We start from the raw sequence: 15841 nt of genomic DNA on the forward strand, positions 1-15841 counted from the left end.
GCACTCAGAATTAAAGATTTTCGCTTTGCTGCGCGTCTGGGTTAGATATCGGTAATCGAATGATAAAGGTTGTGCCTACGCCAATTTCACTTTCCACTTCAATCGATCCTTTATGGGCGTGAACAATGCCGTAAGACACCGAAAGCCCGAGACCAGTCCCTGAGCCCACCGGCTTTGTGGTAAAAAACGGCTCAAAAATCGAGGAAAGGTGCTGCTCTGAAATCCCAGAACCATTATCGGATATGCGAATTTCAACTTGGTCATCAGCAAAAGGAGCCACATATATCTTAATGATTCCTTCTTCATCAATAGCCTGACTCGCGTTAAGTAAAATGTTTAAAAACACTTGATTGAGCTGCATCGGCTGGCAAACAATTTTGGGCGTGTTGGGATCGTAGTGGCACTCAACCTCAATGTGGTATTTGATTTCATTATTAATTATGCGCAGCGTCGAATCGATACCATCAGTGATATTCACTTCAGCCCAATTAGCACTGTCGATATGTGAAAATTCTTTCAAGTTTTTGACGATCGACATCACCCGCGACGACCCTTCTAATGATTCACTAATCAGGTCCCCCACATCCTCAACCACAAACTCCAACTGTGCACTGGCATAATGCTGCTCAAGGGTTTTCTTAAGCTCGGCATCGCTGGTGTTAGTCAGTTCACTATTCACCAAATGAATAAAGGACATTAACTTTTTAAAGTAATCATCGAGTGTCTGCATATTAGAGGTAATAAACCCAATCGGGTTATTGATTTCATGAGCTATCCCAGCCGATAACTGGCCGATTGAAGCCATTTTTTCCGATTGAAGAAGCTGTGTTTGCGCCTGCTTCAATTTGTCCATCGCTATTTTTAATGCTTGATGCTCCGTGCGCAATTGTGCAGTCATTTTTTTGAGGTCTTTTTGCTGACTGGCAGTGATTGTCGAATCATAAACACACAAACAAAGATGCTCTAAAGCGCCCCCCTCACTATGAATAGGGATCAACTCCATGTCCTGATACATCGCATCTTCCGAGCCGGAAACGGGCCTAGATGTCTTAAACGGCAACACGTGCGGTGATTGCTCCCAAGAGGAAAAGCTTGGCGATTCAATCGTAAATGCGGTATCAACCTTGCGCTTGAGAAAACGCGCCGAGTCGGGAAAAAGCGTCAGTAAGTTCTGTCCCAAGACTTGGTTATCTTCTGTACTCACACGAGACAGAAAGTACTGATTTGCCATCACGATTGTATAATCCCGCCGCACGATACAGAGCGCAAACGACATCTGGTTGAGCAAATCGGAAAGCATGAGTTTCGATTTCATGTTTGCTCCTAGCTCACTCTAGATACGAATCTAGGCGTTCAAGTAACTCCACAAGCCCATTGTCTGCAAAACAAATAATGGTTTCTGATTCAAACTTGACGGCTTCAATTAAAAAGGAAACCTGCAAAACCAAAGATTGTTCCCAGCGATCAAGGGGTAACGGAGTTTGAGAGGGTTGCATGATCACCGGCGGTTGAATGCGAGTATTCATTTCAATTTGCTGGCATAAGCCTTTTAAACTGGCACCTGAAAGGATATTCGACACATCAAGAATGCAGTCCTTGAGCTCACTTTCATCAATCGATTCACCTTCGCTCACCGAACACATGTCACGGGCTAAAAGCTCACCGCCATCCTTATTGAGCAAAGTAATCACCTCACCACATAACTCGCCAAAAAAAGACTGTTGGGTGTAATGAAATGTCGACTCATAATTCATTTGACGACTGAGCTCTTGCGGAGACGCCAGCATGATCTGAGGAATAGACAATGTCACATGCAAGCCAACCAATTCAGCCAGTTTGTTTGCAGCCTTGCCCATCGAGATATTGAGAAATTCTTTTAGAAAATCTTCGTGGTCTTCAGTCAGTGTAATTTTCATAGCAACCCCACCTCTTTCAGTACGTCAAGAAGTTGGTCAGCCTCCAACGGTTTTTGCAAAAAGCGAACAGCGCCAAGCTCCATCACTTTTTGCTGAGAATGGGGCTGAATATCAGCGCTTATGACGAACACAAAATTACGCGCTTGCTTATCTTTAAGTGCAGCAAGGACATCAAAGCCATCCATCTCAGGCATCGTCAAATCAAGAAACATAACATCGGCTTTACCTTGCTCGTAGAGTTCAAGCGCTTCTTTACCATTTTGCGCTTCATGAAGCTCCTGAGTGAACTCTTCAGGCAACGCTCTAATCACAGCGCGTCGCGACATTTTAGAATCATCAACCACAGTAACCTTTATGCTCATATATTCTCTCCTCGCTCTTTCCATTACTCAGGCCAACCTTGAAAAAACTCCGCAAGTTGGTTGGGTAACGTCATACATAATTGGCGTTGCTCTTCGTGGCTTTTTTGTAACCATTGTCGACATACACAGATAATTTGCCCCGCATCAATGTCGCTGTTGTTATTTACCACCGTCGTATCACTGGCCAACATCGTAACGGCGATATCAAGTTGATATCCCCAAAGAATCAATACGTAACTTGCAATCACTAAAGCGTCTAAATGATTCTCCTCAATGCTCGAAATCCCGCTGACTTTCTCTTTTTCGACTCCCATCTCAAGCAGGACGAGCTCTCCTAGAGAACCAAAGAGCGCCGCTAAGTAAATACACTCCTGTTGTGACTTGGGAAAGTTGAGTTTTTGACTGAGACTTCGGCATACCCCAGCCAACTGTAAATAGTGATCAACCACCGCTTGGTGACTTTCAACGGAAACATTTTGGAAGACTTTTTGCGACAACATGCAGGTAGCAATTGCACCTGTCACCACCATTCCTAAACGATTGATAGCAACCTCGACTGACATTGTCTGATTTTGAAATCCTAGATACGCTGAATTCGACAGTTGCAGTAACCGAGTCACAAGAGCTGGCTCTTCACTAACCATTCTCGAAAGCTGTTCGATTTCAAATTCAGGGTCTCTCAATGCTTGTAATATCTTACGAATTCTTGATGGTAAAACAGGGACCGCCTCTAAGCCGGCCAGCTGATGTTTGGTTGCCTCACTAAATGGCAGTTGGTGTAACCGTTCAACACTGTCTAACACATAAGAAAAATCTTGTTCTGAGAATGGCTTAGGCAAAATAAAGTGCGCATTGGCGACGGCCAACTCTGGAATATTGCGCGTACTATCACCGGTCATCATGGCACGAATGGTCGCAGGATATTTAACTGCGATTTGTTTTAGGAGTTCATCACCGCGCAACTTCGGCATGAGCAAGTCACTGACCACAAGCGACGGTGGCGAACTGGCATCGATATGTTGCTCCCAGTTGATAGGATCAGATGTGACGTTGAGCGTCCAATCAGGCTTCAACCGCCTCACTAAACGGTGAGTTGCTTTGAGCATAAACTCATCATCATCGATACATAAAATTTGAAACTGCGATTGTGTCATTCGCTATTAACCCAGTGTAATCTCATATTTTACTCCAAATTGATAAGCACCTCGTTCCTCTATAACCAATATAGACGAGATTTGAAATTTTGACGTTACACCAAAGTAGTATCATCAGCAGAAAATGGATGAAAACGGCGGCAATATAAACGCACAAAAATAAAGGTTATTTACGTCGATTTACCTTGCATTTGCGCTACTTTACGTACAGAGACATAAACTCATAGCCAATAGGATTTGGCCTTGAGGTCACTGTCATGCGCAAACAATGGTTGTCGATCGTACTGTGTATCAGCGTACCGACGTTAGTTTGGTGGGTTTCATCTGCAGAATTCGTCACTGCAAACTCTCTCGACGTTTTTCGAATGCGAGCGGTATTGATACAGTTAACGGGCGTATTGGCTCTCACTTTTATCGCGATGTGTATGCTGCTAGCAATGCGCTTTGATTGGCTTGAGCGTGTCACACACGGGCTCGATAAAGCCTACTGTTTGCATAAGTGGATGGGAATCTGTGCGCTCATCGTGACATGCTTCCACTGGTTATTAGTAAAAAGCCCAGGAATACTTATTGGATGGGGAATCATCAGCGCGCCTTCTCGCGGTCACTCTGGTTGGCATATAAATAGTGACGCGCTACAAGCTTGGGTCAGTTCACTACGCGCCAGCGCGTTATTCAGTGGCGAAGTGGCTTTTTACACGTTACTTGTCCTCATCGCGGTCGCCTTATTATCTCTTGTTGGCTATCGCCGATTCAGGCTCACGCATAAACTGATGGCACTTGTTGCACTTTTGGTGGTGTATCACTCAGTACTATTAATCAAACGCACTTACTGGCCTGAGCTTATCACACCTTATATTGTCGTTATTGGCTGTATGATCGTTTGGATGGCACTGAGAAGCTTGTTGGGACGTATCGGAAAAAGCCATTATTACCCTGCACACGTATTGGCCGTGGAATATCATCCAGAGAATAAAACCACGCGCCTTGCGCTTCATGCAGCTAACTGGCCCGGTCACCTTTGTGGTCAATATGCGTACCTTCATTTTGCGCATGAATCGCCACATCCATTTACTATCACGTGTTGTCAGAACACAAAGCACAATATTGAATTTCTAATTAAAGACCTCGGAGAGTTTACTCATCGTTTGCACCAGTGTATCCACGTCGGCGATAGACTTTTGGTTGAAGGACCTTATGGTGCGTTTTCCCTTTCCGATTCACAACCCAGTATCTGGATCGCTGGCGGCGTGGGAATTGCTGGGTTTAAAGCCGCTTTAGAACACAGAGCACAAACCCAGTGCCACAATCCGGTTAACCTCTACTACTGCACGCTAACGCCTGATCTTGAGCTCATCGAAGAGCTCACAGCACTTTCAGAGCAGGCAAATGTGACTTTTCAGTTGGTCGATAATCGTTCGCAACCTTTGCTCAACGTTAAAAAGCTCATTCGAGACGTGCCTGATATACGCCAATATTCCATTTGGTTTTGCGGGCCTCAAGCTTTTGCCAATAGCCTAAAGCGCCACTTAAAGCGGATTGGTTTTCCATTGGGTCATTTTCATTATGAGATGTTCCAGTTGCGTTAAATGATGCCCTGCGAAACACCTTGTGATCGCGTAGCGCATCATTTAGTGAGGCGAACTTTGTGCGACGCGTTTTTTACTTTCATTTCATAAACATAAATTGTGTCAACTTGCCCCACTTTGGAACCCCAAACTGAAACAGCGTGCGACTTAATGGGTCAGCCCCCAACAAAGTTAACTTACTGATATTAATAAACTTTAGCATTATTCGTCAAAATTTACCTCAGCTTAATCAACCACTTAACAGCACCTCATGCTGAAATCGATTACAAATGTAACAAGATATAACATTGTGGTACATCCTTTGCTCTATTGGGTTGGGCTTACTTGTTCTTTCTTATAGAAAAAAAGGAATCTTATATGAGAAAAACTTCCGTCTGCCTCCTTATTTGGAGCGCATTCAACGTATCCGGTCTTGCTCACGCCGAGCAGCCGTTTGTACCTGACCAAGTGATCGTAGAAAAAGAGATAAAACCCGGGCCTAACGTGTTTGTCATCGATCAGAGTTGGAGTGGTTCAAGTATGATTACCGTATTTGGCTCTGATGACTTGTCAGCAAAAGGGAATATATCAACGGGACTCATTTCCCAATTTAACTTTTCACACGATAAATCCAAACTGTTTACCGCATCGGTTTACCCCAAACGTATCGTATGGGGTGAGATTGAAGCTGTGGTACAAAAATTTGATGTAAAAGGACTGTCACTCGAGACTGAAATCCCATCGTCTCCCAAAATGGCTCAAGTGTCAGCCACGGTCAATTCATTTGCCATTTCCGCTGACGACCAATACGCCTTTGTCCAAAATGCGACGCCGGCTGCTTCAGTGTCTGTCATCGACCTAAGCAACAATAAACAGGTTCTCGAAGTACCCACTCCCGGATGTTGGGGAATTTATGCCTCACAAAGTGCAAGCAAATTTAGTGCACTCTGCGGTGATGGCACCGTGACGACCTACCAGCTCAGTAGCGACGCAACCAGTTACGAAGCGAGTAAGAGTAAAAAGATTTTCGATACCGATAGTGATGCGCTCTTTATCACCTCGCAGCGTGATGGCAACAAACTGATGTTCACCTCCTTCAACGGTAATATGTATGTGCTTGATGACTCAGGTAAAACCGCGTCTTTAACCGAGAAATTCAATTATACCGAAGGCGTTGACGGCGGCTGGTTACCCGGTGGCTACGAAGTGATTGCTTACAACAAACCGAACAATATGATGTTTGTAACCATGCATCCAGACGGTCACGAAGGCAGCCACAAAGATGGTGCAACCGAGATTTGGGGCATCGACATGGAAAGCCATGATGTGGTCACCCGCATCGAAGCAGAAGAACCCATTTCACTCGCGGTTTCACAAACAGAAAGCCCCGACGTATTCGCGCTCACCGACTGGGGAATTGTCACCAAATATACCTTTTCGGGCAATCAATTTGAGGGCAAAAAACAGGCGGAAATTGAGGGTGCGGGAGGGTTCACTCAAATGCTAATGGTGGACTACTAATATGTTAACCCCGTGGATATCATCGCTTCATCTCTCCCTATTAACCTTTGTGATTTTGGTCTTTACGCAAGCAGCGCTCCACAAAGCATCTGATTTAAGGCGCTTTTCTGGTTATGTTGCCAACTACTCACCGAAATTAGAAAAAGTCAGCTTTGCGATAGCCAGTGGCGTACTACTGGTCGAAAGTGGTGCCATTATACTCAGTGTCACTTCTCGCTACTCACAGTTCGGCGTCGGTGTGATGTTATTGCTACTCGCGTGTTACACCACCGCCATGATCATTAGCCTAAAAACACATCAAGGTGAGATCGATTGTGGCTGTGGCGGTACGCCGATCATCGTTTCCACAAAAACCATTGTGCGCAACAGCGTATTAGGTTGCCTGATGTTGGTTGTCTTAATGACCCATTATCTGCCGTTAACCATCATTGAACTGATGGTGTCCCTGTGCTCAGGCTTCGCTCTTTGGCTGGCTTATTTCTTAGTTGAACAACTGCTGCACAACCAGGATTCCCTGCTCAAATTAATCCGCTCTTCGCACGAAAGGAGTTCGAAATGAATACTGTCATCCTATTTGCTTTAGGGGTGCTCTCCCTATTAGTTGTGTTTTTGATCATCGCCTTTCTCGCGCTTTCACGACAAGTTGGTGTGTTATTTGAGCGCATCACTCCGGTTGGCGCCATGATTAATAATAATGGTCCTGAACTGGGTGAAACACCGGCACCAATGACGCTCGCCAGTTTAAACCAAGGCATGGTGACACTGGGTGGCGCCCAAGAAAAAAGCACCTTAGTGCTGTTTGTGGCGCCAAGCTGCCCGATTTGCAAAGTGTTACTTCCTGTCATCAGTGGCTTACAGCGACAAGAGCAGTCATGGCTCAATGTTGTCCTTGCCAGTGACGGCGATGAACCGGCACAGCGCGAGCTTATTGCTAAGCATAAACTCGACAATATCCCTTACGTACTCTCGCAGCAGCTCGGAGTGAATTATCGCGTCGCCAAACTGCCTTTTTCTGTCTTAATGGACGAAGGCGGCACCATTGTATCGAAAGGTTTAATTAATAGCCGTGAACAATTGGAAAGCTTATTTAACGCGAAAGAATCGGGCTTTAGTTCATTACAAGACTTCTCTCAAAAGAACACCGTCTCAGTCAGTCATTAGAGTTATGGAGAACACGACTTATGAAAAAACTCAGTGAAATCATTTTTAACGCCATGGATCGGCTATCCGAAAAGAGTGTTCGTCATTCGGCTCGACACATGGGCCGTCGCAACTTTCTTTCCAAAGCAGGTAAAGTCCTGGTCGGCGCCAGTGTCCTTCCCCTACTTCCATTCGATCGCAGTTCTGGCAAAGTGTACGCCGCCGAATCTCCGACCGATGATGTGAACAGTTGTGACTATTGGCGCTACTGCGCGCTCGATGGCAACTTGTGCTCAAACTCCGGTGGCACAACCTCCACTTGCCCGCCCGGATCCGAAGCTTCTAAAGTGGCGTGGATTGGCACTTGTATGAACCCAAATGACAATAAGAGCTACCTTGTCTCATACAACGACTGCTGCGGTAAGGCCACAGTCAATACATCCACTGCGTGCCTTAATAGCGAACGAGAGCGCCCGGGATATCGAATGGGACTGCATAATGACATCAACTGGTGCATGGCAAATACCAACAAAGGCTATCATTGTACGGTTGCCGCTTTAGTGGGGCTAGCCAATGAATAAACTCCCTGTGTTGCTGCTTATTGCCAGTGGTTGTGTGTCTGGTTTTGCATCTGCACAATCAGGTAAAGAGCTTTTTGGCACCTATTGTTCAGGATGCCACGGCGCAAATGCAGAGGGTATTGAGGGGCTTGCCCCCTCTTTACACAACCCTCAGCTATGGTCAAAACTGGGCGACAAGCGAAATCAATACATTGCAGGTGTGGTTACCAGTGGGTTAAGCGGCAAGTTGGTCTCACTTGATAAAACCTACCAAGGGTTCGCCATGCCACCACAAAGCTTTATTTCGTCCCAAGACTTGGTTCAGATCACTCATTACGTATTAGAGGATGTCAACCAACAACAAGGTGGCCCTGATCAAGCGCTCATTGATGAGTATAAAAAAAGGCCCTTTACCCACAGTGAATTGCATCAGCTGAGAAAGGGAGGTTAACCAATGCGAAACGCTTGGCGATGTCTTATGCTGCTGGTTAGTGTGACGAGCTTTGGTGTCAGCGCTTCGGGTAACACCCCCGAGCAAAATTATATTTTGAAATGCTCAGGGTGCCATACCATGGACGGCTCTGGTTCGATTGCAGGCGGAATTCCGCCGCTACCCGGATATTTGGGGGCATTTATGGCCGATACCGAAGGCCGCGTTTATTTGATGAATGTTCCAGGCGTGGCCTCATCTGGGCTCTCTCACCGAGAACTGGCCACACTAATGAATTATCTGAATCAAAAATGGGGCGATCCCGAGCACGCCAAACCTTATACACGAAATGAGGTGGCCAATATTCTCGATAAGCCGCTTGCTGATGTGGTGAAATATCGCAGAGATATTGTCGCAAAGTTTCATCGAGAAGGGATAGAAACCGGCAGTTACCCTTGGCCATAAATAGCAACAACGACAAGAGGCGTTCCCGCCTCTTTTTTATGTGTTTCACTCAGCCATATCATGACGCTTTCATCTAACCCATAACCGGAGTAAGCTAATTCAGCTAAGGAGGAAACATGAGTCTACTGTTTGAACAATTAGCCGAGCAGCGCATTTTGGCAGCGATGAAAGAAGGACAATTGGACAACCTTCCTGGCCATGGTCAACCGTTGATACTTGATGATGATAGCATGGTGCCCGAGCACTTAAGAATGGGCTATCGCATACTGAAAAACGCCGGTTTTATTCCACCTGAACTTGTGTATCGTCAGCAGGCGCTAGAACTGTGTGACTTGATAGCCGAGTGCGATCCGCTCTCTGACGAACAGCAACAAGCGCTCGCGAAAATTCGTCAATTGGAGTTTAAAATGAAAATCAAAGGTATCGACACTCGCTTCCTTCACCACTATTTACGACGCAATACCTCACCTTAACCTTGGCGACTGATGAAAATACACCATGCGAAAAGTTGAATTAGCATTTGCTTAATTGATCGCGCACAACAATGCCTCAAATCGGTTTAAATGATTCTTATCCTCCTATCAACCAAACGCCTAGCAAAGACAAAAGCGGATAAAAGTACCAATAGTTAAGCCGATGCTAATATAGCGAAATTTTCTACCTATACTGCCAATAGTTCTTCCCTGCATTGCCCAATATTCGAAACGAATATTAAGGAGCGCAAGATGACAGTTTATGTTGGCACCACCAATATCGATGGTACGGGTTCCTCAAGAGATTTGAATTCAGAAAACAGTTTTGAGGTTCCTTTTGACCTAATTTCTGGTCCACCAGAAGATGAACCTTGGCCTGAAGCGACTTGGGTTGAAGGTTATATTGATCAAAATCTAAGTGTCACAGAGACCACCGAAAAATTTTGTGTTTATTGCTTTGATTACAGCGCCAACGCCAGCAACCTTTCAACATGGAACGCCCCAGGGTTGAAAGAAATTGCTATCTATGATTGCGATGACAACCATGTTGAAATCAATAATTTCGTTGATGTTACCTATGTAACCGACTATTACGGAATCTGGGGGCCTGGGCACGATGGCTACCAAGCACTAACCATTAACGGTGCGAAAAGGGGTTATATCGATACCAGAAACTTAGAAGGTAACAGCAGAGAATGGCAATTTGTAGATGAAGATAGCCCAGATTATGGCTATTCCTTCGAAGGGTATCATGAAATGGATACCACTACCTGCTGGTCAGACATTACCATCCGCCCACACAGCAATGGCGATTCTTGGAGCAACCTCTTTGAGATCTACACCGGGTACGCTGAAGACACGGTTTATTTTTCTTCATACCAAGATGGTGACATCGATACTTCGACACAATGGACAGAATTTAAGGTCGATCTTGGCGAAGATAACGATATTTTCATTTATGGCATAGAGCATAGTGTAAGCGACGCTCAACAACGTTTTGTTGATGGTGGTGAGGGAAATGATGTGCTATTCCTCCCCCTTGATACCGACGACTTAGATTTTGTCAATTTTGAGCTTATCAGTTCAAACCTCGGCAGCCTTTACCTTGACCAATCACTACTGGCGAACAACCAATCCGAACTAGGGCTTATCATCAATGATACCTCTGTCCAATTCTCGCCAGATGTGACAGACATTGAAGTCAATACAGTGAACGAGCAACAAATCGCCTATCTGGAAACCACTGCAGACTGGCAGCAATACAGTTACAACGGGGGTTATTCATTTCTCAGCAGCGAAGAGTTTGTTGCTGTTACCGTCTCCACTGCAGAGGATAGCTATACACTGCTAATGAATACTGCGGACGACCTTGTGCCTATATAACATTAGCCATCGAGGCGTTTACAGGTGGGAACAGCGAGTACCTGTTAATTGTTGATAATATCGAATCGCTTTTAACGGCTTAGGTTGGCATTATATTAAAAACGGGAAGCGAATGCTTCCCGTTCATTTAACAATTAGGCGTTGCTTTTCGCTGTGTTGCCATCGGCTAACCTGCGTTTTAGCGTACTTGCCGCTAACATGGTCACACTCATCACAACAATACTTGCAACCAAAGAACCCAACCCAAATTCGCTCACGGCCCCGATAGCTTCTGCACCTTGCACTAAGCCATGACACGCGCTGAATGCCGCAATCCCTAACATCGCGACCCATTTCATCACACCACCTTTACGTAGCGCATAAACCGCGAGTGGCAGTATAATTAGTGACGCTGTCACCAACCCTTCAGCTTGATGTGCGCTCGACCACTCAACACCGATAAAAAAGCCAGCAATTAACGCCGCGCCGAAACAGCTAATGATTTGAGCGGCCTTTTTGTAGCCATAACCCGCAGCAAATACACCGATTAACATCAGCGCCGCTAAATGATCAAGCCCAGTTAACGGGTGTAAAAAACCTTCAGAAAAACTGGCGTTCATCGCATGCCCAGTATGCGCAAAACTCGGTGTACTGATTAAACTCACAACCGCCACTTTGGCAAGAAAAGACGTTACTTTTTTCATATCCTTATTCCCTATTGTTCGGTGACGACAACATTGACATCACGCTGTGCCAACATGCCTTGTTGGACGATAAAATCGATAATTGTTTGCAGCCCATCGCCGCGAATTAGATTGGTAAATACGAACGGTTTATCACCACGCATTTTCTTTGCGTCACGATCCATCACGTCCAGCGAAGCATTCACCATAGGCGCGAGGTCGGTTTTATTAATAATCAGTAGATCAGACTTAGTGATTCCCGGACCGCCCTTACGCGGAATTTTATCCCCTGCGCACACATCGATAACGTATAAGGTTAAGTCTGATAATTCAGGGCTAAAGGTGGCACTGAGATTATCGCCGCCACTTTCAACCAAGACCAACTCGAGCCCGGGATGGCGATGCTGCAGTTCATCAATCGCAGCAAGATTCATTGAGGCGTCTTCACGAATAGCGGTATGTGGACAACCTCCCGTTTCTACCCCCATGATGCGGTCATACTCCAAAGCGTCATGACGCATTAAAAATTCAGCATCTTCTTTGGTGTAAATATCATTGGTGACGACCGCTAAATTGTAGTGCTCGCGCATAGCAGAGCAAAGCTGGCGCAACAGTGCAGTTTTGCCTGAACCAACGGGGCCGCCGACCCCCACTCGTAAACATTGTGTGCTCATCCTTAACTCCTAAATAATCGTGAATATTGTGTCTCATGCCACGCGCTGACCATCGCAAAATTTGGTAATGTTAAACCGATGGCATCATCATCAACTTGCAGCCCGGTATCGATGGCCTGCTCAATCCGTGGCATCAATTGAAGCAATACTTTTTGCGCTGAGGTTTGGCCTAATGGCACCGTTTTACACGCCGCCGTTACTTGGTTTTCAAGCCATGACCACAACCATCCGGTGAGTGACGCTTTAAGCGGAATCCCAAAATGCACGCAAGCCTTGGCGTAGAGGGGTAAATAGCTGAGCGAGCGAGCCTCTTCACTCAGTTCTATCTCTAAACTTTGCAACAAACGATATAAGGTTTGTCCAAGCTTCTGCTCTTCCATGACTAACTCAGACGTTTCACGGTTTGCCAGCAAAACCTGTTGCCAGTAGCGTAACTGGGTGATGTCTTCTTGTTGCCAAGCGGCATAGAAGCGTATCAGCAATGGTAAATCCAAATGGGCTTGGCCACTGATAAGGATCGGTTCAAGCCACTGACTCAAACTGGCTTCATCTTTAATCCATCCCAGCTCTACCGCGCCTTCCAGTCCTTGGCTATAGGCAAAGGCACCAATCGGTAAACTTGGGCTACTTAAATGCAAAATGGATAACAGCGCGGAGGTGTGCATTAGTGATGATGCTCCCCATGATGATGGTGCCCGTGGTCATGACCATGATGATGACCTCGCCCAGCAGCATAAGCACCGCTCTCTGGCGTAAATTCAGCGTCGTGGCTTTCACACTCAAGCCCCATCATTTCCACCATCTCTTGCAGCACATGATCGGGTTGAAAACGCAGCCAACGCTCACCAATCGCCATCGGAACATGACGATTTCCCATGTGATAACAAGCTTTGGCAAATGTCTCCCAATCTTGGCACCGCGCGGTGACCACCTGCTCTTGCTGCGCGACAACTTGCAGTACTTGACCACACTCAGTGTGCAGAAAATCACCGTGCTGCAGCACTTCTCCGCGTGGAAGAAAAAAACCGACATCCAGCTGCGATTGGCTTAACGCGCGAAAGCGTCCTTTTTGACGCAAGGCATAGGGCAAAACGACGTTATCTAGCACCGCACCATGAAAATGCGCCGAGCGTCCAACTACTTTCAACATATTCGTCTCCTTACTGTGTTCGCACACTGACTTAAAATAATGAATAACGCTGCGCCAGCGGTAGCTCTGTCGCAGGATCGCAGGTAAGAAGTTGCCCATCCGCTTTCACTTCATAGGTTTGTGGGTCAACGCTGATGGTCGGCATATAGTCGTTGTGAATCATGTCGTGTTTACTCACACTGCGGCAGTTACTGCATGCCTCAAGGTGACGATTAAGCCCCAACGTTTGTTCAAGCTGTTTATCAATTGCAGCTTGGCTAGTAAAAGTGACGGATGTTGCCGCACCTGCGCGGCCATAGCCGCCAAACATCATTCGATAGTGAACCGGTTGCGGGGTGGGAATAGAAGCGTTCGCATCACCCATTGGCGCGGCAGCAATAAACCCACCTTTGATGATAAGCGCTGGTTTAACCCCAAAAAAGGCCGGTTTCCACAACACAATGTCAGCCAGTTTGCCCACTTCCAGTGACCCGACTTTGTGTGATATCCCGTGAGCAATGGCTGGATTAATGGTGTATTTGGCAATGTAACGTTTGGCGCGAAAATTATCGGCTTGGCACGCTTCATCTTCTGGCAATAATCCTCGCTGCACCTTCATTTTGTGCGCAGTTTGCCACGTTCGGCAAATGACCTCACCGACTCGCCCCATTGCTTGAGAGTCTGACGCAATCATCGAAAAGGCGCCCAGATCATGAAGAATATCTTCAGCGGCAATGGTTTCTTTACGGATTCGAGAGTCGGCAAACGCCACATCCTCTGGGATGTTCGGATCAAGGTGATGACAAACCATCAGCATGTCTAAATGTTCATCAATGGTATTGACCGTATACGGACGCGTCGGGTTGGTCGACGAAGGCAGCACATTTGGCTGACCACAGGCAACGATAATATCTGGCGCATGACCGCCACCCGCACCTTCAGTATGGTAAGTATGAATCGTGCGATTTTTAAATGCCGCAATGGTGTCTTCAACAAACCCGGATTCGTTGAGCGTATCAGTATGAATCGCCACCTGAACATCATATTGCTCCGCAATCGCTAGGCAATTATCAATGGAGGCGGGTGTGGTTCCCCAGTCTTCGTGCAATTTTAACCCACAAGCGCCAGCTTCGACTTGTTCTGACAACGCTTGAGGTAAACTGGCGTTGCCTTTTCCAAGAAAACCAAAGTTCATCGGTAGCATGTCGGTGCTGCGAAACATCTGCGCCAAATTCCAAGCTCCGGGCGTACAGGTCGTCGCATTAGTCCCAGTGGCTGGCCCCGTACCGCCACCAATCATCGTCGTCGTACCTGACATCAGTGCTTCTTCTATTTGCTGCGGGCAGATAAAGTGAATGTGCGCGTCGATCGCTCCTGCCGTGACGATATGCCCTTCTCCGGCAATCACTTCAGTACTGGCACCAATATTGATCGTGACATCAGGCTGAATATCCGAGTTACCTGCTTTACCAATTGCAGCGATGTGACCATCTTTAATACCAATGTCGGCTTTAACGATCCCCCAATGGTCCAAAATCAGCGCGTTGGTGATCACGCAGTCCATGACCTCATCTCGGCATTTTTGGCTCTGCCCCATACCGTCACGAATGACCTTTCCGCCCCCAAATTTAACTTCATCGCCATAGGTGGTGAAATCTTGTTCTACTTGAATCCATAATTCGGTATCGGCGAGACGCACTTTATCGCCCACCGTCGGGCCATACATATCGGCGTAGGCCTGCCTTGAAATCTCTGCCATCGTTGCCTCCTTGGCGCTTACAGTTGGCCCATTATCTGACCGCGAAAACCATAGACATGGCGCGACCCATCCAGTGCGACTAACTCGACACTGCGCGCTTGACCCGGCTCAAAGCGCACTGCGGTTCCCGCCGCAATGTTCAGCCGCATGCCTCGCGTTTGTTCACGGTCAAAATCAAGCGATGGGTTGGTTTCATAGAAGTGATAATGGCTACCAACTTGAATGGGTCTGTCACCATGGTTGATGACCGAAATTGTCAGCGTTTCTCGTCCTTGATTGATTGAGATTGGCGCTGCTTGCAATTGATATTCTCCAGGCTTCATCACATGCTCCTATTGAATCGGGTTATGAACGGTCACCAGTTTGGTGCCATCTGGAAAGGTGGCTTCGACTTGAACTTCATCGAGCAAATCAGCAATGCCTTCCATCACATCGGCTTGTGACAACAGATGGCGTCCTTCACTCATCAACTGAGCGACACTCTTGCCTTCGCGAGCCCCTTCCATAATCGCTGCTGAAATGTAAGCGCTGGCTTCGGGGTAATTGAGCTTGATGCCTCTCGCTAAGCGGCGTTCAGCAAGTAGCGCTGCCGTAAACAGCAACAACTTATCCTTGTCTCTTGGTGATAATTCCATGCTATGTCCT

General features: G+C 46.6%; 20 protein-coding genes. 9 read left to right on the top strand and 11 right to left on the bottom strand.

Annotation, left to right across the window (positions count from 1 at the left end; genetic code table 11):
- Window positions 1-10: 10 nt before the first annotated feature.
- Genes M1D72_RS04840 through M1D72_RS04855 form a run of 4 tightly spaced genes read right to left on the bottom strand, consistent with a single transcriptional unit; the run spans window position 11 to window position 3432 of the window.
- On the bottom strand, window positions 11-1315 hold the full coding sequence (locus M1D72_RS04840) for an ATP-binding protein (RefSeq protein WP_456294729.1): 1305 nt from the start codon (window positions 1313-1315) through the stop codon (window positions 11-13).
- Between the two features lie 13 nt (window positions 1316-1328).
- A complete protein-coding gene (locus M1D72_RS04845; protein ID WP_456294730.1) occupies window positions 1329-1916 on the bottom strand; it encodes a chemotaxis protein CheC in 588 nt (195 codons plus the stop codon).
- Complete coding sequence (locus M1D72_RS04850) at window positions 1913-2278, bottom strand: response regulator (protein WP_390194161.1); 366 nt, start codon at window positions 2276-2278, stop codon at window positions 1913-1915. Before M1D72_RS04850 ends, M1D72_RS04845 begins: the two co-directional genes overlap by 4 nt.
- A gap of 23 nt (window positions 2279-2301) precedes the next feature.
- Window positions 2302-3432, bottom strand: a complete 1131-nt coding sequence (locus M1D72_RS04855) for an HDOD domain-containing protein (protein WP_456294731.1) — start codon at window positions 3430-3432, stop codon at window positions 2302-2304.
- Window positions 3433-3689: 257 nt separating this feature from the next.
- On the opposite strand from M1D72_RS04855, the gene M1D72_RS04860 reads away from it, so the two are divergent.
- The 9 genes from M1D72_RS04860 (at window position 3690) to M1D72_RS04900 (ending at window position 10972) form a co-directional block, all read left to right on the top strand.
- Window positions 3690-5021, top strand: coding sequence for a ferredoxin reductase family protein (locus M1D72_RS04860; protein WP_456294732.1), 1332 nt, complete (start codon window positions 3690-3692; stop codon window positions 5019-5021).
- A 357-nt stretch (window positions 5022-5378) separates the two neighbouring features.
- A complete protein-coding gene (locus M1D72_RS04865; RefSeq protein ID WP_456294733.1) occupies window positions 5379-6521 on the top strand; it encodes an amine dehydrogenase large subunit in 1143 nt (380 codons plus the stop codon).
- Window position 6522: 1 nt separating this feature from the next.
- Window positions 6523-7080, top strand: coding sequence for a MauE/DoxX family redox-associated membrane protein (locus M1D72_RS04870; RefSeq protein ID WP_456294734.1), 558 nt, complete (start codon window positions 6523-6525; stop codon window positions 7078-7080).
- On the top strand, window positions 7077-7682 hold the full coding sequence (locus M1D72_RS04875) for a thiol-disulfide isomerase (protein ID WP_456294735.1): 606 nt from the start codon (window positions 7077-7079) through the stop codon (window positions 7680-7682). Before M1D72_RS04870 ends, M1D72_RS04875 begins: the two co-directional genes overlap by 4 nt.
- Before the next feature lie 20 nt (window positions 7683-7702).
- Entirely contained in the window at window positions 7703-8242 is a 540-nt protein-coding gene (locus M1D72_RS04880; protein WP_390194148.1) for a methylamine dehydrogenase light chain, read from the top strand.
- The gene (locus M1D72_RS04885; RefSeq protein ID WP_456294736.1) at window positions 8235-8672 is read left to right on the top strand and encodes a c-type cytochrome; all 438 of its coding nucleotides are present in this window, start codon (window positions 8235-8237) and stop codon (window positions 8670-8672) included. Before M1D72_RS04880 ends, M1D72_RS04885 begins: the two co-directional genes overlap by 8 nt.
- Before the next feature lie 3 nt (window positions 8673-8675).
- A complete protein-coding gene (locus tag M1D72_RS04890) occupies window positions 8676-9116 on the top strand; it encodes a c-type cytochrome (protein WP_456294737.1) in 441 nt (146 codons plus the stop codon).
- A 116-nt stretch (window positions 9117-9232) separates the two neighbouring features.
- A complete protein-coding gene (locus M1D72_RS04895) occupies window positions 9233-9589 on the top strand; it encodes a DnaJ family domain-containing protein (protein WP_456294738.1) in 357 nt (118 codons plus the stop codon).
- Window positions 9590-9841: 252 nt separating this feature from the next.
- Window positions 9842-10972, top strand: coding sequence for a hypothetical protein (locus M1D72_RS04900; RefSeq protein ID WP_456294739.1), 1131 nt, complete (start codon window positions 9842-9844; stop codon window positions 10970-10972).
- A 134-nt stretch (window positions 10973-11106) separates the two neighbouring features.
- On the opposite strand, the gene M1D72_RS04905 is transcribed toward M1D72_RS04900, so the two are convergent.
- Genes M1D72_RS04905 through ureA form a run of 7 tightly spaced genes read right to left on the bottom strand, consistent with a single transcriptional unit; the run spans window position 11107 to window position 15831 of the window.
- On the bottom strand, window positions 11107-11655 hold the full coding sequence (locus tag M1D72_RS04905; RefSeq protein ID WP_456294740.1) for a HupE/UreJ family protein: 549 nt from the start codon (window positions 11653-11655) through the stop codon (window positions 11107-11109).
- A gap of 11 nt (window positions 11656-11666) precedes the next feature.
- Window positions 11667-12308, bottom strand: a complete 642-nt coding sequence (ureG, locus tag M1D72_RS04910) for an urease accessory protein UreG (protein WP_390194136.1) — start codon at window positions 12306-12308, stop codon at window positions 11667-11669.
- 2 nt (window positions 12309-12310) lie between these two features.
- Window positions 12311-12973 carry an urease accessory protein UreF gene (locus M1D72_RS04915; RefSeq protein WP_456294741.1) on the bottom strand — a complete coding sequence of 221 codons (663 nt, stop codon included), beginning with the start codon at window positions 12971-12973 and terminating at the stop codon, window positions 12311-12313.
- On the bottom strand, window positions 12973-13458 hold the full coding sequence (gene ureE / locus M1D72_RS04920; RefSeq protein ID WP_456294742.1) for an urease accessory protein UreE: 486 nt from the start codon (window positions 13456-13458) through the stop codon (window positions 12973-12975). The genes M1D72_RS04915 and ureE overlap by 1 nt, the downstream gene beginning before the upstream one ends.
- A 31-nt stretch (window positions 13459-13489) precedes the next feature.
- Window positions 13490-15196: an urease subunit alpha gene (ureC, locus tag M1D72_RS04925; RefSeq protein WP_456294743.1), complete on the bottom strand. Its 1707-nt coding sequence runs from the start codon at window positions 15194-15196 to the stop codon at window positions 13490-13492.
- Window positions 15197-15213: 17 nt separating this feature from the next.
- Window positions 15214-15519, bottom strand: a complete 306-nt coding sequence (locus M1D72_RS04930; protein ID WP_390194131.1) for an urease subunit beta — start codon at window positions 15517-15519, stop codon at window positions 15214-15216.
- A 9-nt stretch (window positions 15520-15528) separates the two neighbouring features.
- Window positions 15529-15831: an urease subunit gamma gene (ureA, locus tag M1D72_RS04935; protein WP_456294744.1), complete on the bottom strand. Its 303-nt coding sequence runs from the start codon at window positions 15829-15831 to the stop codon at window positions 15529-15531.
- Window positions 15832-15841 lie beyond the last annotated feature (10 nt).

This window comes from Vibrio sp. AK197, from assembly GCF_053903115.1.